The organism is Mesorhizobium sp. L103C131B0, from assembly GCF_000502275.1.
In the GTDB taxonomy this organism is placed as follows: Bacteria; Pseudomonadota; Alphaproteobacteria; order Rhizobiales; family Rhizobiaceae; genus Mesorhizobium.
The window spans coordinates 31,564-56,584 of sequence record NZ_AYXC01000033.1; the positions used below are offsets into that span (position 1 = coordinate 31,564).

The window sequence follows — 25,021 nt, forward strand, 5'->3', positions numbered from 1 at the left end:
TCTAGCCTTTCAGGAATGTCGTGAGCGCTGCAATGAGACCGCGATTGGCCTCTTCGGTGCCAATGGTCATGCGCGGAGCATTCGGAAAGCCGTAGCCGGTGACGCGCCGCAGGATATAGCCCCGCGCGCCATACGATAATTGTTCGACCCGCTTGCGGACATGCAGCTTGATCTTATGCACGCTGACGATCCGTCAGAAGAACCTGTCCCTCCTGCGCTCGATTGCACCGATGTTCAGCAACCATCACTTCATACCTCCGCCGCTGGCGCAGGTGCGGGGAGGTGAGGGCCGGATATGTCCCTATCCGCCCACGGTCGGAAATGGTGTGATGGACCAATCGATCAAGTCGACGGCGCGCTGAAGTATTGCCTCGGCTGCCCTGGGCCGCTTGGACCTATAGTAGCCCATTGCTCCTTGTGCCTTCAAGCAGAATTAGCGCGCTTCTTGCCATCTCCAGACTGTCCGTGCTGTACGGCTGTGCGCAAATCCGCATAAGCTGTTTCCGCAAGTGCCTCTCAGACCTTGCGATGAATGTATCATTTGTCAACGATTGGCGGTCGCAAAGGTCTGCAAATTTATTTGACGGGTTTGTTGCAACGGTTCGATCGCCGGCGTGTGGCACGGGTCGAATTTTGGTGGGTGCGAAGTTCAAAGGACACTACCGCCTACTGCACAGAGGAATTGACCCTTCGACGGGTTGGAGCTTGGTGAACTCAAGTTCGACGAGTTCAATACTGCGCGCGAGGTCCGGTTGCCTGCGGATCAATCCAGCGCGCTGCCGGGTGAGTTCCATTTTGATTGACGGAAGACGCAGTGATCCCGAACAAGCGCTGAATGTTGCGTTCGGCCGGCGAGCGAGCGTTGACACGCCGTAGGTCCGCCCAAACGAGGCGAGGTGCTGGCCCTGCTTTTCGAGTTGGCGGCTTTCCTTCAACTATTTTTCTTCAGGTTGAGTATTTTCCGATGCTTGCGGAACCTCTGGAAAGGAAGGCATCCGACGAATGCATGCTATCGCGTCGATCTCGACCAGCCTGACGCCACTAACCTACAGGCGATGCTACGAAGCGGCAGGCAACTGCGCGCAAGCTCAAGCAGCACAGATCCTCCTCTCCACGGTCTTCCGCAGTTGTTGCGTGAGATAGTGCGCCGGCGCTTGGGCGAGACCCGATCTCAAGCCGCGACGCAAACACATATGGTGCATTCCAAGAGATGTTGTTCTGACGGTTCTGCGACAAGCTCTGAAGAGAGGCCGGCGCTGACTCTGAAGCGAGTGGCCGTCACGCCACTCTGGTGACGTTGCGATCACCGATTCACGGAAGGGGAAGTACCATGACCAATCGGCAAGTTAAGCTGAGTGGGTCAGAGTTGAAAGCGTTGCTGCTGTCGATAAGGACGGCTTTCGTAGGTTTTGCAGACCGTGGTGCAGGAGGTTCTGGAAGCCGAGGGGACGGAGGCGCTTGGGGCCGAAAAAGGGGGAGCGGAGGGTGGAGCGGATCGGCTATCGGTCCGGCTACTAAGAACGCAAGGTTGTGAAGCGGGTTGGCGTACTGGAGCTCGGGTTCGCAGGATCGGGCCGGGCGATTCTCGTGAAACTGGTGGAGCGATACCAGCGCTCGGAGAAGGCGTTGTATCGGCGCTGGTGGAGATGTACGTGCAAGGGGTGTTGACGAGCACGGTTAAGGCGATGAACGAGTGGGCTTGCGCCCGTTTGTTGGCCAAAACTCGCGTTTGGGCTGACAGTCCCAGCTTCAGCCGGTTGGATAGTTGATAATTCACAACACGTGCATTTGTGCAACAATGAACTACTGCAATTACGAGGGTGGTAAAATGGATTTGGTTTCAAGAAAAGTCGCCAGCCCCTCTGGCCCTAGTTCACGGCCAAGACCGCTACCCTTGACCCCACCGAAGGGCGCATCGATGTGGAGCGTGTAACGGTTGATGCCGACAACGCCAGCCGCAATTCGGCGCGCAATCGCCATTCCCCGTTGCGGGTTAGACGTAAACACCGCACCGCCAAGCCCATATGTCGTACCGTTGCAGATCGCGAGCGCCTCCTCATCGTTGTCGTATGGGATGACCGATATCACCGGCCCGAAAATCTCCTGCTGAGCGATACTCATCGCGCTGTCCACGTCACGGAAGACTGTCGGCTGAATATAGTATCCGGCATCCAAGCCCTCCGGCCGACCCCCACCGGTCACGACTCGCGCACCTTCTCGGCATCCAGATGCGATGTATTCCTCGACGCGATCTCGCTGACGCCTCGCCACGAGTGGCCCGACCTGCGTCGCGGGATCGAGCGGGTGTCCCACGACAAGGCCGGCTATCTTGGCTGCGATCCCGTCTACCACTTCCTCGTAACGTGCGCGCGGAGCAATCACACGAGTGAGGGCGTGACAAATTTGACCGCTGAACGGTATGCACGTGGATGCCACTAGTGGAAGGAAGGTGTTGAGATCGGCGTCGTCGAGTAGCAGCGCTCCCGATTTGCCACCAAGCTCCAGCGTGAGGCGCGCGAAGCGTTCTGCACAAGCCAGCGCTACTTGGCGCCCCGCGCGCGTCGATCCGGTAAATGACACCTTGTCGACGCCAGGATGACACGCCAGCAACGACCCCGTCTCACGTCCTCCGAAGACGATATTCACAACACCTGGCGGAATGCCCGCCTCGTCCAAGGCTTCGGCAAGCAGGTAGGAGTCCAGCGACGCTTCCGGTGACGGCTTTATGACCGTCGTACAGCCAGCGGCCAACGCGGGCGCCAGCTTCCACGCAATTGCTCCCTGCGGACCGTTCCACGGGACGATCAGTCCGGCGACACCCACCGGCTCTCTCCGAACGATCGTTCGCAATCCGTGTCCGAAGCGCTCGGACTCAACTTCGAGCTGATCAGCGAGTTCCGCATAGTAGTCGTAGTACCTGGATGTGCCGACCCCATTAGACAGCACGGAAATCGTAAGGGGCATCCCAATCTGCGCGGTGACAATCGCGCCGAGTTGCTCCGCGCGCTTCTCGATGGCTCGGGCGAGCTTGTGCAAATGGTTGGCTCGTTTCGATGGCGGCAACTGCGGCCAACCGGATTTCTCGAACGCTTCCCGCGCTGCCTCTACTGCGGCGCAAACGTCATCCTTGTCGCCGTCGGGTATCAACGCAAACTCTTGCTCATCCGCCGGATTTACGACTGGGATCCTGGTCCGCGAATGGGCCGGTCGGAGCTTCCCGTTCACGTAAATATCGACGTGCTCCCCATTCATGAGTCCGGCCATTCCGTTTGTATCCACTTTCCTCTTTTCGCTTCTATGCTTCTTGCCACGGTGTTGATCCTGGAGGGAGACGCGTTTGCTACGCCTGGACCTCGATGCTGCGACCCGTTTCGGCGCGGTTTTTTGGACCCAGCGACAACGCCGCGATTCAACGGCTCACCTTGTCTACTTTACAGGCTACAGCCACCGCTTCGGCGAGACACTGTTCGACATCTACCGGAGTATTGCATCACGGGCTGCACAGGGCCGGGTGGGAGCAGAGAACACGCTTGACCAGACTCTCATCAGCGCGTTGGATACCGGCTTCCGCGTTATCGTCTCGGAGCTACCCTGTGTTTGTCGTGCCACGCCCTTTCAAAATCGTGTCAGCGATCTTCTCAGCCACCATAATCGTGGGGATGTTCGTGTTGGCCCGAGGGCAGAACGGCATCACCGAGGCGTCGGCGATTCTCACACCGGAAACGCCGCGGACGCGACCTGACGAATCCGTCACAGCCAAACGATCCGAGATTGCCCCCATCCGGCAGCTCGATGTCGGATGCCAACTGCCCGCCACGTTTCGACGGACGAAGAGATCCAGACGTTCCTCGTTGTCGAGCAGATTCGAAATGGTTTGACCATTCGTGATGACACGCTTCACGAGGTGGCGGCGCAAACGCGGAGAAGTGTCCATAAGAACAGCCAGCGCTGATGTCAGTGCGTAGTTGACGCGATTGATTTTGCTGGCCTGTTTGGCGCGCCAATTCCAAGCCGATGGAAACGGATCGAGTGCGGCCGCCGAAAGCGGCTTCTGCTTCAGCAAATGCGCTAGGAATCGAAAGCCACCCTTCAGTCGCTCGATGTCCCGCTTGTCGCTCAACCAATTGAAATCCACCTCGGGCTCTATGACATGAGAGCGATGCTTCAGCGTCACGGTTCCTGTGGAGTAGCTACGGTTGACCCACAGGAAAAGTGAGCCAAGACGTTTCCCGAGCGGATGCCAAGCCGACTTGGCAACCGTAGAGATGGCCATGTCCGTCGAAGGACACCTGTCGTACCCTGAGGAGTATCGCGCATGCATCTGGATGTGACCACTCACATTGCGTGCCATGCGATTGTTCCGCTCCAGATAGACCGAGATCGCGATCCCCGGGTGCTCTTGAAGGCCTTGGCCAACTCCCGGCACGTCTGCAATGACTGGGATGCCAAGGTTTGTGAGTTGTTCGGCCGAACCGATCCCGGAGCGCATCAAGATGGTTGGTGAATGGAGAGCTCCAGCGCAGAGAACCACGGTCGAAGCCTGGTAGGTCTGCCGGCCAGAGCTGTTTTCCGTCTCCACGCCCGTGACGGTCGGTCCGGAAAAGATAAGACGCACCGCCGTCGTATTCGGTAAAATTTTCAAATTGGGCCGCGCACGCACGCTGTCGGTCAGGTAGGCCATTGCCGTGGATGCCCGATGACCATCGCAGTTAGTTAAAGGCACAACGGAATATCCATCCCCGAACTCGCCGTTAAAATCGGGCCTGAAATGAATGCCGGAAGCCTCATACGCCTTCGATACAGCCTGGACGAAGCCTGACCATTCGGATTGCCGAACACGCCTTATCGGCAGCGGACCATCCTTGCCGTGAAATTCGCCATCGAAATCCAAATCGGTTTCGAGGCGACGGAAGTAGGGCAGAACCTCTTCCCAATTCCAGCCTCCAGCACCGTTCAAGGCCCATTCGTCGTAGTCTCCAGGGCCACCGCGGTTGGCCACTTGGGCATTTATGCTGGAACCGCCGCCCATAACCCGTGCTTGCTCGTAGTGAACTGCCTTTCGCCCGTCTCGCACCAAGGTCGCTTTGAGGGATAACCACTGATAATGGGGATTGAAGTAGGCGCGAGTAGGATCGGCATCGAGAATGTCGTCAGGGACGGCGCTCGACGGCGTATCAGGACCAGCCTCGACGAGCAGCACGCGACTTCCATCGGCAGAAAGTCTGCTCGCCATGACGCAACCAGAGGAGCCACCGCCAACAACCACGTAGTCGAACATCATATGATACCTTTCAGTCAGGCGAGGGCTGAGAGCGCACCTGGTCACGCGTATGAAGGAGCGGCGCCATCGTGCATCTCGCTGCCGCATAAACTCAAAATTTTTCTCTCGCGGCGTTAAGAAGGGCAGTAGATCCGGTCGTATTATGCTCGACTCGGTGCTGGGCACTCTTGAAGGGTGGTCGCTAAAGGCCTGAAGAATATCGCCCAGATTGACGTGGAGATCTTTGCATCAGGGTCAGGCTCACGATGTAGTAATTCGCCGTGCAATGGACTGCAACCACGGGCGAGAGAGGGATATACAACTTGGCAGCCAAAACCACAGCGTTCCTTAACCGGCTGGGGTAACGCGAAGAAATGTCGGGAACTCTGGATCTCTTCTATGATTCGTTCTTTCGCGATGCCTTGCTGGACAAGATAGAAGAAGCCATGATCCTGACAAACTGTGCGAAGGCAGGCACGCTCTTCCTTTTGTGTTGCGTCGGCTGCCGCCAACTTAGCAAGTGAGACTTGTGGCAGCGTGGTCAACGCATGAATTCCCGTTTCGTTTTGTGTAGAAAGAGCGCACACCGGTTCCCGACCTACAGCGAGCGCGAGATTTACTTCTAAAATTTGCGCGGTCAGCTGACGCCATTTCGAAATAGCAAATATTGACCCATACAACAAGCGTTCATCGCTCCAGACTTAGTGAATTTTTATTATGTACTTTTATTCGTACTTTAATATTTGAAGGAGCTCAGAGTTCACTTGTATCGCCGGTAGGGCGCACAAGCCCGCGGCATAAATCCTCAGTACCGGGCAAAGGCGTGCAGCCGCACATTGATCTGCACCTCCCGCGTCGCCACATCGTGTTCGACCAGCGCCTTCGCACGGGTTGTCGAACAGTACTTCTGCTGGACCCCGCCGAAGCGAAGGAAGGCTCCTTCCACCCCCTCGAACCAGTCCGCCTGGCGCTCCCGAAGCGAGAGACGGATATGCAGCCGACGCGAGTAACCCAGCGTTGCTACAAACAGGTGCACCCGAACACGCTCGCCGCCGATCCACGCCCGCGTGTCGCCAAAGTCGATCTGCATCTCATGTCCCGGCGCCGTCTCAAACCGAACCGTCGCGCGCTTCTGCGCCCTCAACTCCCGACGCCAATGCTGCAGCCGAAGCTCCACCGAACGAAGCCCTATGACGATCCCGTGTTCGCTCTCCAGTTCCTGGCGCACCACATCGGCATTGCCGCCATGGCGGAACAAGCGCTCCCGCAGCCAATCGTCTGACCCGTCAAACGCGGTCGGCCGCACAGGCTTGCGAAACGGAACAATCCCGCCCTCGCGTAGATACCGACGCACCGTGTTGCGCGCACCCGAATTCCTTCGCCAGTCGCTTCGCTCCCCAGCCAAGCTCATGCAGCCGCAGCATCGCTGCCACCTCTTCAGGCTGAAGCAGCCCCTCTATCCTTTACCTGCATCGTTCTCGACAATGCAGAAATCCGAAATCCCAATCGTCATCCATGCCTCCTCTCATAGCCGAGGGGGTCAGTTCTTCCTTTCGTCAGGGGTCAGTTTCTCAATTTTCCCGACATTCGCAAGAACACGGTCGATTGTCGCCGCGCTCATCGTCAGAAACCGGGTGCGGATTTCCGCGGTAAAACGAAGAAGTCCGTGACGCTCCATCGCCTCGGCGCTGCTTTTAGAGTTGTGGATAGCCATGACCGGGACACTTATGACAAGTCGTTCAAGAGTTGGGACCACCTGATGGAGTTGGTTTACGCGCAGCTCAGTGGCGCCAACAGCCTGCATAGCCTGAAAGCCGGCTGGAACGCCAACTGCCAGCACCATTATCATTTCGGCAGCGACCGGTTGCGCCGCTCGACCTTGTCGGATGCCAACGGCCGCCGCCCCGTTGGTGTCTTTGCCGAGACTTTCGGTCTGCTTGCCGCCAACTCGACCGGCAGGACGCGGCTTATCGATTCCACGCCCATTCCGCTCGGCAAGGCCTGCGCCTGGCCAAGTCGAACGGCCGCATTCGTTGCATAAAGATGCATGTCGTTTACGATTCCGACAGCGATTGCCCGCGAGTCCTCGACATCACCGATGCCAATGTCAACGATGCCCAGATCGGCCGCACGATCACCATCGAGAAGGGCGCCAGCTATGTGTTCGACAAGGGCTACTGCCATTACGGCTGGTGGACAGCGATCGCCACCCGCCGAGCCTTCTTCGTCACGCGACCCAAATCCAATATGGGCCTCAAGGTGCTGCGCCAGTGCCGCATCGCCCAAACTCAGGGCGATGGCTTCACCATTCTGGAGGATGCCAACGTAAGTCTTGCCAGCAAAACCAATGCAAGCTGGCAATCCCGTTGCGCCGGCTCATCCTTAAGTGAAAGAACGGCGACACCATCACGCTCTTGACCAACGACCTCAAGCGATCCGCCGTCGAGATAGGACAGCTCTACAAGGGCCGATGGCAGATCGAGCTGTTGTTCCGCTGGATCAAGCAGCACCTCAAAATCCGCAAGTTCCTCGGCAACAACGACAATGCCGTCCGCCTGCAACTCTTCGCCGCCTTGATCGCCTATGCGCTGCTGCGCATCGCCGGTCGCGCCTGCCGTGTCGCCATGCCAATCCTCAGGTTCACCGATCTGGTCACCAGGTGCCTCTTCGAGCGCCGCAACATCGCGGCCATCGACAAACCGCCGCCGGTCAACCCGAGTCAACGAAAACCCAACTCCTCGCCAAACCAGATGTGCTTCTCGAGCTGTTGTTCCGCTGGATCAAGCAGCACCTCAAAACCCGCAAGTTCCTCGGCAACAACGACGATGCCGTCCGCCTGCAACTCTTCGCCGCCTTGATCGCCTATGCGCTGCTGGGCATCGCCGCTCGCGCCTGCCGNCTTCTCGAGCTGTTGTTCCGCTGGATCAAGCAGCACCTCAAAACCCGCAAGTTCCTCGGCAACAACGACAATGCCGTCCGCCTGCAACTCTTCGCCGCCTTGATCGCCTATGCGCTGCTGGGCATCGCCGCTCGCGCCTGCCGTATCGCCATGCCAATCCTGAGGTTCACCGATCTGGTCACCAGATGCCTGTTCGAGCGCCGCAACGTCGCCGCCATCGACAAACCGCCGCCCGTCAACCCGAGTCAACGAAAACCCAACTCCTCGCCAAAACCAGATGTGCTTTACCTATGCATGACTTTCCCCGGACAGCCCTGCGATGGTCGAGAGAGGGATTTCGGTGATCAAAATCGGGGAGATGATGATGTTACTGGACTTGCATGGGCGGGGCCTGTCGGTGTCGGCGATCGCCGGGGCGAGCGGGATCGACCGCAAGACGGTGCGCAAATACATTGAGCGCGGGCTCGAGGCTCCGGCCTACGGACCGCGTAAGCCGCGTCAGGCGGCGGTCGATACCTTCGCGGCACGTTGACCAGGCATCGATTGCCATCGAAGCGCCGTGCAGGAGCACAACGGTAGGCCCGGATCCAGGATTCGAGATAATGTGTTCGGCATCTCTCAACGTCGATAAATCGAGACACAACTTCGTTTGCAGGACGTCGTACCCATGTTTGAAGTGTCCTCCATTCCGTATCCCTAGCGATCCGGGCGCGCCGTCGCACGGCCTATACACTCCCGTCGCCTCACCGGCCTACGGTGACTCAGATAGTCTAGTTTCCATCCATAGTGTGCTGCAGCAAGCAGAAGGAGAGGTTCGATGGTGACTGACAACATGCTGAAAAGCTGCGTGAGAGATGAGGGTAGGCCCCTCGGGTTCGGCTTTCAGGAGCGGGTCTCAAACCAGCCCAAGCTGCTGTGGTAGAAGAGCCATGGTGGTTAGCGTTGGGCCAAAAGCCGCGGACATGATCCGGGGCAGGTAGGCATCCGGAAGATGAACGCAAGCACGCGTCGTTAGCACTCTTTAACACAAAAAACCGAGGGCGTGTGGATCTCTCGGGACAAGTCCGTCGGGAGCCTGATGACTGGGCGACAGTCTATAGGGGGCATGAGCCGGATGCAGGCTTTTGCGCGGAACTGCAGGAACCAGCTTTCTGATGCCAAGGGAGAAGCCACAAGCGGCACACCACCGTGAGGCGACAGTACCGATGCAGGAAGTTGGGGCGGATCAACCCATAGTAGTGACGAAGGTCCTGCGTCGTTTCGCCGATTCTTTCAAATCTTTTTTTCCGCACTATGCGTTTGATCGGTGGATGAAACGGACACATCCCGACCTTCCATGGTGTCGGTATGCGGATGATGGGCTGGTGCACTGCCGGACCGAGCAGGAGGCGGAAGCCGTCAAGGCTGCGCTTCAGGCGAGGTTGGCGGAATGCCAACTGGAACTGCACCCGACGAAGACCAAGATCGTCTACTGCAGAGACTCCAAAAACGCAGAGGGCAACATCCGAACGTGACGTTCGACTTCCTCGGATATTGTTTCCGACCGCGCGTGGTATGGGGAACGCAAATCGGGCGACTGTTTTGCGGCTTCACACCAGCGGTCAGTTCCTCGGCGCTGAAAGCAATGCGGGAAAAGATCAGGGACTTGCACATCCGCCGACAGACGCAGCTCTCGTTGAACGACATCGCCCGGCTGATCAATCCGCTCCTCAGGGGATGGATCAGCTATTATGGACGGTACGCGCCAACGGGGCTGCAGCCCATACTTCGCTACGTCAATCAGACGGTGCTTGCGTGGGCAAGGCGGAAGTTCAAGCGCTTTGGCAGGGGTAAGGCTCGGGCAAGTCGGTTCTTACAACGGATCGTCAAGCAGCGCACCGATCTCTTCGTGCACTGGCAACTCGGTCTGATCGGCACGTTTGCCTGATGGGAGCCGTGTGAGCTGAGAGGTTCACGCACGGTTCTGAGAGAGCGGAGGCGCGCAAGCGTTTCCGCTACTCGCCAACGGCAAATAGTTGATTGTTTGAATGAATCCTGGTTCTCCACGAGCAAGGCCCGGCGGTAATGCCACTGAGTCCAAAACCCTGCCACCGCCTGCGCCAAGGACGCACCGTCCAAGCCAGATCCTATGAGGAGGGTGGATAGCGACCTGCGCTCTGGCAAAGTGAGGTCGCTGAATCAACACCTTACCCTGGAGGCAAGCATGCCCATTGGAGCTCACCAATCCGAAGCGCCGACCGCTATCGGTACCGATCTTGGCGCAATCTTCGTCTCATTGGAGTTGAGCCGCTCGAAATGGTTGATCAACTCGCTGTCGCCGGGTGGCGGTGAGAAGATGTCGAAGCATTCGGTTGTGGCCGGCGACGTCGCCGGACTGCTGGCGCGATTTGCCGAGCTCAAGAGGAAGGCGCAGGCCCACTGGCAGGAGCGGCATGATCCTCGATCTGGTAATCGAAGCAGGCAATCCGGCGGACAGCGAGCGGCTGCTGCCTATGCTGGAGCGCCACATCACCTTCTACGGCGAAACGCCGCGGCAAGCGGCGCCGATGGCGGCTCCGCCACTCGCGACAACCTGGCCACAGCGAAGGCGTGGGGCGTCTCCGAGTGCCTTCCACAAGAAGGCCGGGCTCAGGATCGAGGACATGGTTAGAAGCAAGTGGGTCTATCGCAAGCTACGCAACTTCCGCGCCGGCATCGAAGCCGGAATATCGTGCTTGAAGCGCGCTTGCAGCTTGGCAGGCTGCACCTGGCGTGGCCTAGTCTAGCAGGCTGTTGGAGAAGTATCTCGTTTGGATTTGAGGATCGCCTCGTCGCCGTTGTGATAGGCGAAGGTGATCTCGATCGAGCCGTCGTCGAGCATTTCGGCGGAGCCGCCGCCAGTGACTTCGTCCATCTCGTCACAGCCGGCCCATGTGAAGAAGACCATCGAGGGACTGTAGCCGAGATCGAGGCTGGCTTGCAGGGCGCCAAAGGCGATCTCGCCGTAGTTGTCAGCCCCGACAGTGATGGTGGCGGGTCCGCCGAGGTCGAGATAGCCTCGATCCCACAGGTCAGCTGCGATGATCCGCCAGCGGCAGATCAACTGGCAGCCAGCAGGCGCGGTCATGTCGGCACCGCTAGCAGCTTCGGTAGCCGCACTAGATTGTAGGCGGTGGCGCTGAAAGTGAAGGCCCATCCGACACGGTCGCGGCCACGCAACTTCGTCTTCGCCTCTCCGGCGACCGTCTTGATCCATCCGAACGCCTCCTCAATGCGCTTGCGGATACGCTGGCTGACGGCATAGGCCGTGCCGCGTCGTGCGCCCATCGATCGCCGAACAGCGGCCGCTGGTGTTCTGCCCTACGTGCGGCGTGACCTTCATCGAGCGCAGCTCATTGATGAAGTCTTCCGCGCTATAGGCCTTGTCAGCGCCGAGCGTGATCGCAGCCGGCCGATCCGCACGAGGCTCGATCATATGGAGTGCCGCCACCCGCTCGGCATGCCCGTCGGCAAGCGTCAGGCAGGCGTCGACCAGAAGGCCGTGGCGGTTCTCCATCAGCCAAGGCCCCATGAAGCACAGCTTCGCCTCCTTGCCCCGCCACTTGCGGTAGAGCCTGGCGTCAGGATCGGTGGTCGAGGCATGCGTCTCGTTCGATCGCCTCTCGCCGTGGAAGTCCGCTTCCGCATTGCGTCCGCCGCCATCTGCCGGCGGTTCGCCCGACCCGTCCTTTGGTTTGACGCTCTTCATCGACGCCCACGCCTCGATCAGCGTGCCGTCGAACGAGAAGTGGTCCGTGGACAGAAGCTTCTTCCCCTTGGGCTGCGCCACCTCGGCAGCCAGGAACTTCGCCGCAATGTCGCCCTCCAGCAGCCGGTCGCGGTTCTTCGAGAATACCGAATGGTCCCAAGCAGCCAGCATCGACGCCGATGCCGACGAACCAGCGGAACAGAAGATCGTATTCCAGCCGCTCCATCAAAAGCCGTTCCGAGCGGATCGAATAGAACGCCTGCAACAGCATCGCCCGCAGCAGCTTCTCCGGTGGGATCGACGGCCGCCCGATCGGCCAGCACAGCGCCGCGAACTCCCGCTCCAGTGCCGAAAGCGCCTCGTTCACAATCGCCCGAATCGTCCGCAGCGGATGATTGCGCCGCACCCGCACCTCAAGGCCTACGTAGCTGAACAACTCGCCCGTCTGTCCGTCACCGCCCCGCACGATTCACTCCCACCTCTCGTGGTCAGAGTGAGTCGCGAAACCTGGAACCGTCGCGAGCCCATTTTCAGCAGCCTGCTAGACTAGGCTAGATCACTTCACGACCTTCGTCTGGTCCTCGGCCGTGGCTTACAACCGCGTCCTGTTCACACGCCTCGAACCGAACTGACATCACAGTATCGCCGCTGCCGTCGTGCCGATCAGTGACAGGGCTCCGTGGTGCGCGCCGGCCCATCATCCCACTTTGTCAACACCGGCGCTCTTGATCCTGTCCATGCCATTCAATGAGCTTCACTGGACGAGGTTAAGTGCTTGCAAAAGCAGAAAAATAGGCGCGTTTATGGGCAGAAACTAGTCTAGTTCCTGCAAAACGCTTTCTACCGAGGGCTGGCCGCACGGGCGTTCGGTCTCGTTCCTTGCAGCGGTCTCATGTCCTTGTACGCGCTGAATTGATATACCAGCGGATTGCTCGCTTGCACAAAATTGCCCCCTAATTGGTGTGCGCCCCTGCGGGTGGACAGATTGGGTTTGAAGGATTTACCAGTGCTGTCGGGTTTCGGAGAGAGAACCATGGCAAGACACCGCAGCTACAGCATCACGTTCAAGCGTCAGGTTGTTCAGGAATATCTGTCGGGCGATACGTTTCACAGCTTGGCGCAACGGCACGACATCACCCGCACCCTGATCCGGATCTGGGTTGGCAAGTATGAAGCTGGCGGTTTGGATGAGGATGTGGCCTCAGCGGCTCTGATCACGGAAGGCGGATTCAAACGGTCGTCGCAACAGGGTCGGTTTTTCTTTTCATGAGCCATTGGTCAAGCGCTTCAGCTGGCGTCTTCCAGCCGAGCGCTTTTCGAGGTCTCGCGTTGAGCGTCGCTGCGACGGCAGCGATCGTTGCGGCGCTATGCGCGCTCAGGTCCGTGCCTTTCGGAAAATACTGGCGCAGCAGCCCATTGGTGTTCTCGTTGGTGCCGCGCTGCCAAGGACTCTGGGGATCGCAGAAGTAGACCTGGATCCCTGAGTCGATTTTGAGGGCAGCGTGTTGGGCCATCTCGGCGCCCTGATCCCATGTCAACGAGCGACGAAGTTCCGTGGGCAGGGTTGCGATGGTGCGCGTGATGGCGTCACGGACAGCCTCCGCACCATGCCCGGCGAGGGCCGGTCCATTCCTGGAGCGTGGTGCTTCGCCGTGGCCGTCCAGTCGCGGTAGGTGCAGCAGCATCGTGAACCGTGTCGTGCGCTCCACGAGCGTACCGATCGCCGAACTGCCAAGCCCGAGGATCGCCTTCCCAATGTCCGGGGACTGCACGGTCATCCGCTTCAGCCGGGCGCTGACTGATCATGATCTCGGATGACACGAAGCCCTTGCCACGCAGGCCGACGCGCGCCCGTGGCGTCCGCAGGGCTCGCCCAGTCCGCAGGCATGCCGTCAACTCTCGCCGCAGCGCTCCTCGACCTTGGACGAAGAGGGCTTGATAGATGGCTTCGTGGCTGATCCGCATCGTCTCGTCATCCGGAAATCTATCGCCAGACGCTGGGCGATCTGCTCTGGGCTCCATGCCTTGCCCCATCTTCTATCCTTTCGTTGCCCATGCCGGCGTCCGATCCAGGGGACCGTAGGACCAGGAGCGACTATTCCGTCAGGTGCCGCGACTGTTCCGGCAAGCCTTTCCTCGACATAGAGGCGCAGGGCCTGGTTCAGCGCAAGCTTGGCAATCTTCGGGCGCCGGCCTGATCGCTCGGCGTGCCATTGGGCAGTCGACGCACGATACTCCAGGCCACCGCTGCGCACGTGGCAGCATTGCGGCGCAACTCGCGGGAAATCGTTGAGGCGGATCGACCAAGGCGGCGACCGATGTTGCGCATCGAAAGGCCCTGGACGCGAAGAATTGCGATCTCTTCACGTTCCGCGAAAGAGAGATACCGGCCGCAGGGCAGCTTGGCCGAAAATCTGAACATCGATGGGGGCATACCGCCTGCCTTTCGGAACAATCTTGCTCCGACAGGCTGCGATATGCCGGCCTCCAACGCAGCATTCTCGCTGGGCATCCCTCGGGCAATCCCCAACCAAAATCGCCGAAGTTCGGATCGCCCCGCTTCTGGCGGCCGTCCAGGTGATGGCAACGGCGCTCGTCCAGATTGGTGTGATCGCCGCTTTTGAATAGTCATCGCAACCTCCAATGTCAGAGTGTTGCGACGACCGTTTGAATCCGCCAAGTATGCCGCCGAGGCCTACCGGCAACTTCTGGCCGGCCATGGTCTGGCGGGCTCGATGGGCCGCAGAGGCAACCCTTATGACAATGCCAAGGCGGAGAGCTTTATGAAAACCCTCAATGTCGAGGCGGTCTACCCGATGGCGCTCGAAACGTTCGAGGACGTTACAGCGCAACTTCCCCACTTCATCGACGAGGTCTACAACAAACGCCGGCTCCATTCGGCGCTGGGATATCTCAGCCCGCAGCAATTCGAGGATCAAAACATCCGACACACTGGCAAATCAGCGGCCTGAAATCTGTCCACCCGAAAGGGCGCACTCCAAATCGCAGGAACTCTGCGTTTTTCTTGCTCAATACGCAGTTATGGCGACGACACCGACTAAAGGCACTTGCAGGCGACAGGTGGTTTGACTGTTTATGAAGTTCGACCATCGCGATCTGGCAGAGGTCGTTGAGGTCGTCGCGCTCGGCCAGCGCGCACCGGAGCTACGATGCGTCGCTTTGAAGTCGAGAAGAATGATGCCAACCGAACGCGCCGATCAAGTGCTTTCGGGTGGTCACGATCTCAATGAAGAGGCGAGGTCGTATTTCTTGGGCCCGCTCAAACCTAACCAAAACCGTCTTCTCGCCCCGCAGCCCCCATGACAAATCAGCCGCAGTTATCAACCGAGTGATGCGGTGACGCTGCATTCCGCCACAAGAGGATTGCCAAGCTGAGACGGCAGCTTCCTTGGGGCTGGATCTCCGACCAAAAAGAGCGGACCGCACCATCTCGGTGAGCAGCTGATTGACAAAATTGGATCCAGAGACCGGGGGCAACGATAGAGCAAGGGTGGGTTCCAACCCTGCAGAAAACGATGCGATACATTGACGGGTAATCGAGAAAGGCCACCACCCCGGTCATTTCACGGTCAGCTTTAATCGACACGATTTCACGCCACCAAAGCCTTGAGCGTGGGGAGTCATTCAAGCGTCATTCAACGGCTTTGTGCGCGGTACGCCAAAAAATGCTGATTTCCTGCTTGCGGGGCGGGCGCATCGCGCAAAGCAGCTCTTCCACACATGCTAGCTTTGCTGGCCAGAAACGGCGTCAACATCTATGCCGCCCATTGTTAGTTCCGCAGCGCGGTGCATTAGGGAATTGTCTATGAAAAGTACGCGAACTGTTCGAAGTGCGGCCGCGACCTCGGTTTCGTCCTGTTCGGGAATGACAAAGATGCCGCCCACCCCAGTCGCTCCAGTCGGCAGCAACACATCGCAGTTCGATCCAGAGTCCGGCCAGCTCGATCCAACACTAGGCGCGCCGATGATCCAAGCCAATGAGTGGTCCCTTTGGCCTTACAGCCGTTGGACCTTTTCGAATGTGAGCGAGCATACGCGAACCGCCAGGGTTTGGCGGGGTCCAGGACCGGTCCTGACAATGCCCCGGCGGCTCAGAGACATCGGAGGCATCGAAATCGCCTTCCGCGATGGCCGTCGCGCCACAGTGAGCGAGTTTCTCGAGAGGGATTATACTGCCGGGTTTCTGGTTCTGCATCGCGGCGAGATCGTGTTCGAAACATATATGAATGGCATGGAACCGCATTTTCAGCACGTTGGCAGATCGGTCTCGAAGACCCTCACGGGAACGATGGTCGGCATACTCGTCGGCAAAGATCTCATTGATCCTGGAAGCCTGGTAACACGGTATTTGCCGGAACTTCAGGCGACCGCTTATCGCGGCGCCACGGTGCAGCATCTCCTTGACCATACTGCGGGCGCGACGATCGGCAAAGGAGAGGACGATCAGTATGTGGCAGGTAGCCAGTACTACAATTACGTTGTGGCTTTAGGATATCATGGGCCTGTGGAAACCCATCCTGACGCTCCAGCTAGTGTCTGGGACGCCATACTGGGAATAACGAAGCAGGAGGCGCCGCACGGCGCACGGTACGCTTACTTTGACCCGAACCATGACGTGCTGGGCTTCATCATGCAGCGGGTAACCGGCACGTTTCTCCCGGAGCTGTTCAGCAGCGAATTGTGGAGTCCGATGGGGGCGGAGGAAGACGCCTGTCAAATCGTGGACCCGGCGCGGCATGCTATGACGTCCGGAGGGTTCCAGGCCACACTTCGTGACTGGGCCCGCTTCGCGCTGCTGCATCTGCGCCGCGGCAAGCTCAACGGAAGGCAAATCGTTCCGGCTGAATGGATCGACCACACCCGAGCAGCAAGCGACGGGCTATTTCAATTACAGGGTGGGCAGCTCGCTTACCACAATTGTTTTGAGATCTTTGACCGGAAACGGCGGGACTATGGCCACGATGGCTATGCCGGCCAAACTCTCTATATCGACCCCCAATCCGATTTCGCGGCGATGAAGCTCTCGCACCGGTCCGTCCCGGGAGAGGTGTTCACTCACCATCGGCCGGTACCCAAACCCGAGTTTAGTTACGATGATACACGCGCGGCGATGCGCGCCATCCGGGATCAATTGGCGAAATAGAGAATATAAGATTTCAATGGGCACTAGATGTCCGCGAGTTTGCAGATATCGCTCGCCTGTTCGCCTCCCGACGTATACCGCACCAAATAGGGCTTGCCGGCTGACTCCGATCGTTACCCAAACTACGCCGCCGCACGCTCGGTATTGGCGACCGCCAGCGCCGCGATCGCCGCGGCGGGCTGAACCCCACCGGAATGCCGAACACGGATGTCGTCTCCGTTTCCTCGATCACGCTGATCCAGTAGGCGTGGAACCACCAAAAACGGTGTTCCACAGGCGGCGGCGCAGCAGATCGGTATGTTCTGCCCTCGACAGAGCGTTGGCGACATCGCCGGTCAGCCCACCGAGCATCCAGTCAAAATAGCGAAGCAGGCAGGCATTGTTGAGACACGTTCGGCGTTGGCAAGCGTTCTGAGGTCGCTGCTGGCCGAGGGTTGATTGTAAAGTCACTTGGCAGGATATATGTCCTGTCGAAGATAAGAACCGAAACAGCGAAGAAAAGCAGAACGCCCAGCGCGATGCGCTGGGCGATCAGCGTTAGCTCGATCAAGCCGTAAGCCAGCATTTGGAGAACGCGTAACCGTTCATGAGGTTGTCGCGGAAGCCGGCGTAGCCGCCGACCTTGTCGGAGATGGCGTCGATGACCTGGGCGAACATAGGTATTATCACCCCGCCCTCGTCGCGAAGTAGGAGGCCCATCTCGCGATAGAGGTTCTTGCGCTTGTCCTGGTCGAATTCCGCGCGTGCCTCGATGAGCAGCTTGTCGAACTTCTCGTTGCGAAAGTGCGTGTCATTCCAGGACGCCGTCGACAGATAGGCGGTCGAGTATATCTGGTCCTGCGTCGCGCGGCCGCCCCAGCTGGTGTTGTAGAACGGCTGCTTTGACCAGACCTCGGACCAGTAGCCGTCATCCGGCTCGCGCTTGACCTCGATGGCAATGCCGGCCTTGGCGCAGCTCTGCTGGAAGAGCTGGGCGGCGTTGACGGCGCCGGGGAAGCCGGCGTCCGCAACCCGAAGAAGAATGGGGCCGCTGTGACCAGATTTCTCGTAATAGTACTTGGCCTGGTCGGCGTCGAATTCGCGCTGCGGGATGTCATCGGCGGAGAGCCGATATGAGGCATTGACCGGGAAGTCGTTGCCGATTGTGCCGTAGCCGCGCAGGATCTTGTCGACCATCTCCTCACGGTCAATGGCGAGCTTGAGCGCCATCCTCAGATCGTTGTTATCGAACGGCGCGGTGTCACACATCATGTTGAAGCAGCAATAAGAGGGACTCGACGCGGTCTCGACCTTCAGGCTGGGCACGCGCTTGATGAGATCGACGACCTTGGGGTCGACGTTGCTGATCATGTGCACCTGGCCGGCCTGCAGCGCTGAGATGCGGGCCGTGTTGTCGTTGATGACCAAGATGTCGACCTGGTCGGCGAAGCCCATCTTGTCGGACTGCCAGAAATTGGCAAAGCGATCGCCGCCGTAGCGGGCACCGGGCTCGTTGACGGACACCTTGTAAGGACCGGCGCCGATGCCGGCGGCCGGATTGTCCTTGCCACCGTTCGGCTGGATGACGAGATGATAGTCAGTCATCAAATAGGGGAAGTCGACATTGGGATCCGTCAACGTCACGACGACCTCGTCGCCATTCGCCTTAATGGTGTCGATGCTTTTCAGCAAGCCGAGCGCGCCGGACTGCGACTTGGCGTCGGAGTGACGCTCAAGCGTCGCTACCACATCTTCCGCTGTCACGGTCTTGCCGTTGTGGAACTCGACCCCCTTGCGGATCTTCATCGTCCAGGTCTTGGCGTCCTTAGACGAACCGACTTCCTCGGCGAGGCGATTTTCCAGTCCGCCGTCGGGCGCCAGCGCCACGAGATACTCGCCCCAGCAATAGCTGAAGCTTTTTACCACCACCGACGTATAGGTCGCCGGATCGAGGCTGTCGGTCGAGCCACCGCTGTGGAGGCCGGCTTTCAGGATTCCGCCACGAACCGGCCCCTGGGCCCGTGCGGCACCGGCAAGCAGCGAATTCGCGAAGGCCGCTGAGACGCCCAGCGCCGTTGCACGGCCGAGAAATTCACGTCGACTCAGCCGGCCCGCAGCGACGCAGCGGCTGAGGTAGTCGAGTTCCTGTGTCATCTTCTTTCCTCCCTCTATCTTGCCTCGGGCCTGACAATGCACCCTCTTTCCACGACGATACCAACGTGAATCGGCCGCATTGCGCGAATTTTCCTTTATCAACGCAGGAAATCGGCGTTTTCTCCCTCACTTCCTACGCTTGCTGCTGGAGAGTGCCCGTTCCTCGCTCAGCCGGGATGGACGATATCCCTCCATCTCTGCAGGCGTCCCGGCAAGGAATGATCATGGACGTCGGGTCTGGGGTTCTTCGATAAGGCTGGTCGACTAACGCGGAGGAATGTTCGTTCGTTTTCCACATGGCGTGAAGAATGACGGCGAGCCTTCTTGAATGCAGCTCCCTTCGCAATCCTGAGGCAATTCACGAGGGAGAGGCCGGCTTGTCGCGCCGTAGACCGACTTCATAAAGATGGTTTCGGGCAGTCGTCGAGGCGCCACTATTGCTCTGCTGCACCATAGGATCTCTAATATCGACGTACGAGCGCGATCCCGCGGTGCTCCCATAGCATCTGGAAACCATTGCGCCATTGGGCAATGATCCCTTCGTCAGCTTGCCTGCCGTGCACGCTGGCCTTCCCCGGACCTGTCGGGGAGCACCTTGGCAGAGCCATCAGACTAGCTGCATAAGATTACGTCGAATGACATCTGAGGCCGGCTCACTGGCGTCCATGGCGTGGGCGACAGCTACACGCCCGCTATTACCGACGGGATCCAAAACATACGCCAACTCATCCAAATCCACAGCCACGATGGGACGCGTGCCGAAGCCGCGGCCGACCCAAGCCCAATCCCCGGTTTTGATTTTGGAAGCGTAGCCTCAGCTTCCAGGCCCGAGTCGCGCGCATTGCCCGGCATTGGTTCGAGGCATCCACCGTGCACCTCAGCAACACATGAACAACTTGGGCGTGTCCTCGGTTGAGGAGGAAAGTTATAGCGACGAGTTGAACGGCGGCGAGGAAATTACGCGCGGTCTTGTCATAGCGGGTGGCGATGGCGCGGAAGTGCTTGAGCCTGTTGAAGAACCGCTCGACGAGATTGCGCTCGCGGTAGAGCGCGAAATCGGTCTGGCGCGGCGTGACGCGGTTGGCCTTGGGTGGGATGACCGGCGTGATTCGTCGGTCCTCAAGGGTTCGGATGAGGGCATCGGCGTCGTAGGCCTTGTCCGCAAGAAGGGCTTGCGGGTCGACTTGGTCGAGCAGCGGCTCAGCCTGGCCAAGATGGGAGGCTTGGCCAGGGGTCAGAGAGAAGCCGACGGGGTTGCCCCAAGGCGTCGACCATGGCGTGGATCTTGGTGGTCAGTCCGCCTCGGGAGCGTCTGATGGCTTGGTCTTCGCCCGCTTTTTTTGNCCGACCATGGCGTGGATCTTGGTGGTCAGTCCGCCTCGGGAGCGTCTGATGGCTTGGTCTTCGCCCGCTTTTTTTGGGCGCCGGCGCTGTGTTGGTGAGCCCGCACGATGGTCGCGTCCAGCGACATGTACTCGTTGTCGTGGTCACTGGCCAAAGTCTTGAAGATACGCTCAAAAACGCCGCTCTTGGCCCACCGGTCAAAGCGTTGCCAGACAATCTTCCACTCCCTGAAACGCGGCGGCAGGTCGCGCCAGGGAATGCCTGCCCGGTAGCGGTAGAGCACCGCTTCGACAAACAGCCGGTTGTCCTGCGCCGTCCCACCNCCTGAAACGCGGCGGCAGGTCGCGCCAGGGAATGCCTGCCCGGTAGCGGTAGAGCACCGCTTCGACAAACAGCCGGTTGTCCTGCGCCGTCCCACCTACATGGCCTTCCCGGCCGGGCAGGAAATCCTTGATCCGATCCCATTGGTCGTCGCGAAGTCCATATCGCCGCACCGGTCGGTTCCCCAAATCAAACCGACCGCCTATGAATCACTCAAAGACTGATTTGGGAATCCCCTAACTGAGGACACGTCCTAGTTCGCCCTAGCCGCGTGCGTCGAGCGTGAGAGGCCGATGGTGTTCGGCAACCGCGGTAGCCCAGCGCCGGCGAAGCAAGCATTAGAGCACAACTTAGTGGCCTGCGCTCTCCATGCGCCGTCCCGTGATCGCCTTCTCCAGCCAGCCCAGTTCCACCTCGGGAACGGAAGACAGCAGCAGGTCGGTATAGGCATCGAAGGGCGGCGTCAGGACTTGCGTCTTCGAGCCGTACCGGACGACCTCGCCGCGATACATGACCGCAATGGAATCGGCGATTGCCTTCACGGTCGCGAGGTCGTGTGTGATGAATAGATAGGCCACCCCCTCGATTTTCTGCAGGCGAAGCAGCAGCTTGAGGATGCCGTCGCCGACAAGCGGGTCAAGCGCACTGGTCACCTCGTCGCAGATGATGAGCTCGGGCTTGGCGGCGAGAGCGCGCGCAATGCAGACGCGCTGCTTCTGGCCGCCCGAGAGCTCAGCAGGATAGCGGTCGATGAAGCCCTTGCCCATCTCGATCTCGTCGAGCAGCTCGGCGATGCGCGCATCGCGCTGGCGTCCCCGCATCCCAAAATAGAATTGAAGCGGGCGGCCAATGATGGTTCCGACGGTCTGACGCGGGTTCATCGCCACGTCGGCCATCTGGTAGATCATCTGCAGTTCGCGCAGGTCGTCCTTCGTCCGATCGGCAAGCCTGGGCGATAGTGTCCGCCCCGCGAAGGTGATGCTGCCGGAGATCGGCGGCAGGAGCCCAGTGATAACGCGGGCGAGCGTCGACTTGCCGGAGCCGGATTCGCCGACGACGGCCAACGTCTGGCCAGTATGGACTTTGACTGAGACATCCTGCACCACATGAACATACCCGCCGCCATAAGCGGCCGTGACGTTCTCGACCGCAAGCAACGGCTTGTCTGTCGGCTTCTTTTCCTCATGCTCGATGGAGCGCACCGACACCAGGGCCTTGGTATAGTCCATACGCGGCGCTTCAATGATTTGGCGCGTCTCGCCGTGCTCGACCATCTTGCCATGGCGCAGCACCATGATCTCGTCGGAGACCTGGGCGACGACGGCAAGGTCGTGGGTGATGTAGAGCGCCGCGACATGGGTGTCGCGGATTGCGTCCTTGATCGCCGCCAGCACGTCGATCTGCGTCGTCACGTCGAGCGCCGTCGTCGGCTCGTCGAAGACGATCAGGTCCGGCTCGGAGCACAGCGCCATCGCCGTCATCACGCGCTGCAGCTGGCCGCCCGAGACCTGGTGCGGATACCGTTTACTGATATTCTCCGGATCAGGCAGGCGGAGCTTCTTCAAGAGTGCAAAGGCACGCTTTTCGGCTTCGGCGCGGGTAGCGACGCCGTGTAGCAGCGTGGCTTCCACCACCTGGTCCATCAGCCTGTGCGCCGGATTGAAGGCCGCTGCCGCCGATTGGGCGACATAGCAGACCTCGCGGCCGCGCAGCTTGCAAAAACCCTCCTTGCCACCCTTGAGGATGTCGCGGCCGTTGAGCATGACCTCACCGCCGGTGATGCGCACGCCGCCGCGGCCGTAGCCCATCGACGACAGGCCGATGGTCGACTTGCCGGCGCCGGACTCGCCGATCAGGCCGAGCACCNGTAGCCCATCGACGACAGGCCGATGGTCGACTTGCCGGCGCCGGACTCGCCGATCAGGCCGAGCACCTTGCCTTTTTCGAGCGTCAGCGACACGTCATCGACGAGCACGATGTTCTTCGGCGGCTCGCCCGGCGGGTAGACCGTCGCCTCGATACGAAGGTTGCGGATGTCGAGCAGCACGGATTTTTTCTGCTGGTCGGCCATCACCCGCGTCCTCCCTTCAGGCTTGTCGTACGGTTGAGCACCCAGTCGGCGACCAGGTTGACCGAAATAGCCAGCATCGCGATCGCCGCCGCCGGGATCAGGGCGGCCCCGATGCCGAAGACGATGCCGTTCTTGTTTTCCATGACCATGCCGCCCCAGTCGGCGTCGGGCGGCTGCACGCCAAGGCCGAGGAAGGACAGCGTCGACAGGAACAGCACGGCGTAGATGAAGCGCAGGCCGAGTTCGGAAACCAGCGGCGACAGCGCATTGGGCAGGATCTCGCGGAAGATGATCCAGGCTCTGCCTTCGCCGCGCAACATGGCCGCCTCGACATAGTCCATGACGTTGATGTCGACGGCGACCGCTCGCGACAGCCGATAGACGCGGGTCGAGTCGAGAATGCCCATCACCAGGATTAGGGTCACCAGGTTGGACGGCAGCACGGAGAGCACGACGAGGCCCATGATCAGCGTCGGGATAGACATCAGGAGATCGACGAGACGCGACAAAAGCGTGTCGAACCAGCCGCCGAACACCGCCCCTGAGAAGCCGAGGATGGCGCCAAGGGAGAACGACAGCGCGGTGGCCAGCACCGCGATGAACAAGGTGACGCGGGCGCCGTAGATCATACGCGACAGCAGGTCGCGGCCGAGATTGTCGGTGCCCAGCCAATGCGTCGCCGACATCGGTCCCCAGACGTCGCCGACGATCTCGCCATTACCGTGTGGCGCAATGAAGGGCGCGAAGATCGCCGCCAGCACAAATAGTGACGTCAGCACCATGCCGATCAGCGCGGGGATGGGGATACGTTTGATGTCGAGCATACCCGCCCCTATTTCGGATGTCTGAGACGCGGATTGGCGACGATCGCCGCAATGTCCGCAATGATGTTCAGCCCGATATAGACGGCGGCGAAGATCAGCCCGACCGCCTGCACCACAGGCACGTCGCGCTTGGTGACGTGGTCGACGAGATATTGACCCATGCCGGGATACACAAAGATCACCTCGACCACGACCACGCCAACGATCAGGTAGGCGAGGTTGAGCATGACGACGTTGATGATCGGCGCAATGGCATTGGGAAAGGCATGTTTGCGAATGACATTGAAGGCCGACAGGCCTTTCAGTTCCGCCGTCTCGACATAGGCCGACTGCATGACGTTGAGGATCGCGGCGCGCGTCATGCGCATCATGTGGGCGAGTACCCCCAGCGTCAGCGCCGTCGCCGGCAGCGCGATCGCCTGCATGCGCTCGCCGAACGGCATGCCGTCATGAACGGTCGAGATGCCCGGGAAGATCTGCCATTTCACGGCGAAGAAATAGACGAGCACGTAGCCGATGAAGAATTCGGGAAACGACGTCGAGGCGAGCGCCAGTCCGGAGATCACCTTGTCGACCCAGCCATTGCGGTAGCGCACCGCGATCAGGCCCAGGATGATCGCCAGAGGCACGGCAACGACCGCCGCCCAGAAGGCGAGGAACAGCGTGTTCCACAACCGTCCCTTGATCGACGTGGCGATATCCTGCCCGTTTGACATTGCCGTGCCGAGGTCGCCGGCCAACATGCCGCCGAGCCAGCGGAAATAGCGGATAAAGGCGGGATCGTTGAGGCCGAGCTGCTCACGCAGATTGGCGAGCGACTCCGGCGTCGCCGATTGTCCGAGGATGGCTTGCGCGACGTCGCCGGGCAGGATCTGGGTGCCGGCGAAGATCAGGACAGAAACGGCTAGCAAAAGGAGAATGCCCAGCGCAATGCGCTGGGCAGCCAGCCTCAGAACGGGTGAACCATAAGTCACGCCTGCCCCTTCGCGGCGCCGGCTGCAGCGCCGCAGCGGCTAAGGTAGTCGAGCTCCTGTGCCATCTTCTTGCCTCCATCTTCTTGCCTCGGGCCTGCCGCTGCGCCCTCTTTCGACGACGATACCAACGTTAATCGGCCGCATTACGCGAATTGTCCTTTATCAACGCAGGAAATCGGCGTTTTCTCGCTCCGAACTGCGTCTCGCCTCTCAGGTCTAACTGCGAGAAGGCCCCGATCATTTAGCAGAGGTTACGACGACTGACCCTTTTACGGTGAATTTTTCGAGCGCGCTCTCGTCGATG

The 25,021-nt window shown here is 59.8% G+C and carries 13 protein-coding genes and 12 pseudogenes; 11 read left to right on the plus strand and 14 right to left on the minus strand.

The window, feature by feature from the left end:
- Nucleotide 1: 1 nt before the first annotated feature.
- From X730_RS136610 to X730_RS01000000164955, 5 genes and pseudogenes are all read right to left on the minus strand, one after another.
- Nucleotides 2-124: pseudogene (locus X730_RS136610) on the minus strand (histidinol-phosphate transaminase); the annotation flags it as partial.
- Between the two features lie 1,688 nt (nt 125-1,812).
- Nucleotides 1,813-3,264 (minus strand): aldehyde dehydrogenase, encoded by a 1,452-nt coding sequence (locus tag X730_RS136605; RefSeq protein ID WP_196814855.1) that lies wholly within the window; start codon nt 3,262-3,264, stop codon nt 1,813-1,815.
- A 322-nt stretch (nt 3,265-3,586) separates the two neighbouring features.
- Nucleotides 3,587-5,281: a GMC family oxidoreductase N-terminal domain-containing protein gene (locus X730_RS136600; RefSeq protein WP_023827667.1), complete on the minus strand. Its 1,695-nt coding sequence runs from the start codon at nt 5,279-5,281 to the stop codon at nt 3,587-3,589.
- Nucleotides 5,282-5,421: 140 nt separating this feature from the next.
- The gene (locus tag X730_RS1000000167020) at nt 5,422-5,847 is read right to left on the minus strand and encodes a 2-oxoglutarate and iron-dependent oxygenase domain-containing protein (RefSeq protein ID WP_245261447.1); all 426 of its coding nucleotides are present in this window, start codon (nt 5,845-5,847) and stop codon (nt 5,422-5,424) included.
- 221 nt (nt 5,848-6,068) lie between these two features.
- Nucleotides 6,069-6,733 (minus strand): annotated as a pseudogene (locus X730_RS01000000164955) (helix-turn-helix domain-containing protein); the annotation flags it as partial.
- Between the two features lie 229 nt (nt 6,734-6,962).
- Between X730_RS01000000164955 and X730_RS1000000168350 the strand changes: the two are divergent.
- The 8 genes and pseudogenes from X730_RS1000000168350 to X730_RS136585 form a co-directional block, all read left to right on the plus strand.
- Nucleotides 6,963-7,055 (plus strand): annotated as a pseudogene (locus X730_RS1000000168350) (DUF4372 domain-containing protein); the annotation flags it as partial.
- Nucleotides 7,055-8,022 (plus strand): annotated as a pseudogene (locus X730_RS01000000164960) (IS4 family transposase); the annotation flags it as partial. The pseudogenes X730_RS1000000168350 and X730_RS01000000164960, both read left to right, overlap by 1 nt.
- Nucleotides 8,019-8,135: pseudogene (locus tag X730_RS1000000168905) on the plus strand (IS4 family transposase); the annotation flags it as partial. The pseudogenes X730_RS01000000164960 and X730_RS1000000168905, both read left to right, overlap by 4 nt.
- Before the next feature lie 27 nt (nt 8,136-8,162).
- Nucleotides 8,163-8,457: pseudogene (locus X730_RS1000000167890) on the plus strand (IS4 family transposase); the annotation flags it as partial.
- Nucleotides 8,458-8,499: 42 nt separating this feature from the next.
- Nucleotides 8,500-8,658: pseudogene (locus X730_RS1000000167025) on the plus strand (IS21 family transposase); the annotation flags it as partial.
- A 706-nt stretch (nt 8,659-9,364) separates the two neighbouring features.
- Nucleotides 9,365-9,673, plus strand: coding sequence for a reverse transcriptase domain-containing protein (locus tag X730_RS1000000168910; protein ID WP_245261444.1), 309 nt, complete (start codon nt 9,365-9,367; stop codon nt 9,671-9,673).
- Nucleotides 9,670-10,086 (plus strand): group II intron maturase-specific domain-containing protein, encoded by a 417-nt coding sequence (locus X730_RS1000000165575; RefSeq protein ID WP_245261445.1) that lies wholly within the window; start codon nt 9,670-9,672, stop codon nt 10,084-10,086. The genes X730_RS1000000168910 and X730_RS1000000165575 overlap by 4 nt, the downstream gene beginning before the upstream one ends.
- 490 nt (nt 10,087-10,576) lie before the next feature.
- Nucleotides 10,577-10,918: pseudogene (locus X730_RS136585) on the plus strand (ISNCY family transposase); the annotation flags it as partial.
- Between the two features lie 2 nt (nt 10,919-10,920).
- Here the strand turns inward: X730_RS136585 and X730_RS136580 are convergent.
- Both X730_RS136580 and X730_RS01000000164970 read right to left on the minus strand, forming a co-directional pair.
- Nucleotides 10,921-11,265 carry a hypothetical protein gene (locus X730_RS136580; RefSeq protein WP_023827679.1) on the minus strand — a complete coding sequence of 115 codons (345 nt, stop codon included), beginning with the start codon at nt 11,263-11,265 and terminating at the stop codon, nt 10,921-10,923.
- Nucleotides 11,262-12,352 (minus strand): annotated as a pseudogene (locus X730_RS01000000164970) (IS5 family transposase). Before X730_RS01000000164970 ends, X730_RS136580 begins: the two are co-directional and overlap by 4 nt.
- 567 nt (nt 12,353-12,919) lie before the next feature.
- Here X730_RS01000000164970 and X730_RS1000000167035 point away from each other — a divergent pair.
- Nucleotides 12,920-13,156, plus strand: coding sequence for a transposase (locus X730_RS1000000167035; RefSeq protein WP_155922544.1), 237 nt, complete (start codon nt 12,920-12,922; stop codon nt 13,154-13,156).
- On the opposite strand, the pseudogene X730_RS1000000165580 reads toward X730_RS1000000167035, so the two are convergent.
- Nucleotides 13,116-14,518 (minus strand): annotated as a pseudogene (locus X730_RS1000000165580) (IS30 family transposase). The gene X730_RS1000000167035 and the pseudogene X730_RS1000000165580 sit on opposite strands and share 41 nt — an antisense overlap.
- Nucleotides 14,519-14,540: 22 nt before the next feature.
- Between X730_RS1000000165580 and X730_RS136570 the strand changes: the two are divergent.
- Entirely contained in the window at nt 14,541-14,858 is a 318-nt protein-coding gene (locus X730_RS136570) for an integrase core domain-containing protein (protein ID WP_023827683.1), read from the plus strand.
- 1,127 nt (nt 14,859-15,985) lie between these two features.
- Nucleotides 15,986-17,050 (plus strand): serine hydrolase, encoded by a 1,065-nt coding sequence (locus X730_RS136560; RefSeq protein ID WP_023827685.1) that lies wholly within the window; start codon nt 15,986-15,988, stop codon nt 17,048-17,050.
- 355 nt (nt 17,051-17,405) lie between these two features.
- On the opposite strand, the gene X730_RS1000000167895 is transcribed toward X730_RS136560, so the two are convergent.
- The 6 genes and pseudogenes from X730_RS1000000167895 to X730_RS136540 all read right to left on the minus strand — a co-directional run bounded on the left by X730_RS1000000167895 (nt 17,406) and on the right by X730_RS136540 (nt 24,717).
- The gene (locus X730_RS1000000167895; protein ID WP_155922545.1) at nt 17,406-17,615 is read right to left on the minus strand and encodes a hypothetical protein; all 210 of its coding nucleotides are present in this window, start codon (nt 17,613-17,615) and stop codon (nt 17,406-17,408) included.
- On the minus strand, nt 17,597-19,183 hold the full coding sequence (locus X730_RS136555; RefSeq protein WP_023827686.1) for an ABC transporter substrate-binding protein: 1,587 nt from the start codon (nt 19,181-19,183) through the stop codon (nt 17,597-17,599). Before X730_RS136555 ends, X730_RS1000000167895 begins: the two co-directional genes overlap by 19 nt.
- Before the next feature lie 929 nt (nt 19,184-20,112).
- A pseudogene (locus X730_RS1000000168915) lies at nt 20,113-21,021 on the minus strand (IS5 family transposase); the annotation flags it as partial.
- 177 nt (nt 21,022-21,198) lie between these two features.
- Nucleotides 21,199-22,919, minus strand: a pseudogene (locus X730_RS01225) (ABC transporter ATP-binding protein).
- On the minus strand, nt 22,919-23,743 hold the full coding sequence (locus X730_RS136545) for an ABC transporter permease (RefSeq protein WP_023827692.1): 825 nt from the start codon (nt 23,741-23,743) through the stop codon (nt 22,919-22,921). The pseudogene X730_RS01225 and the gene X730_RS136545 overlap by 1 nt, the downstream one beginning before the upstream one ends.
- An 8-nt stretch (nt 23,744-23,751) precedes the next feature.
- On the minus strand, nt 23,752-24,717 hold the full coding sequence (locus X730_RS136540) for an ABC transporter permease (protein WP_031197478.1): 966 nt from the start codon (nt 24,715-24,717) through the stop codon (nt 23,752-23,754).
- Nucleotides 24,718-25,021: the final 304 nt, after the last annotated feature.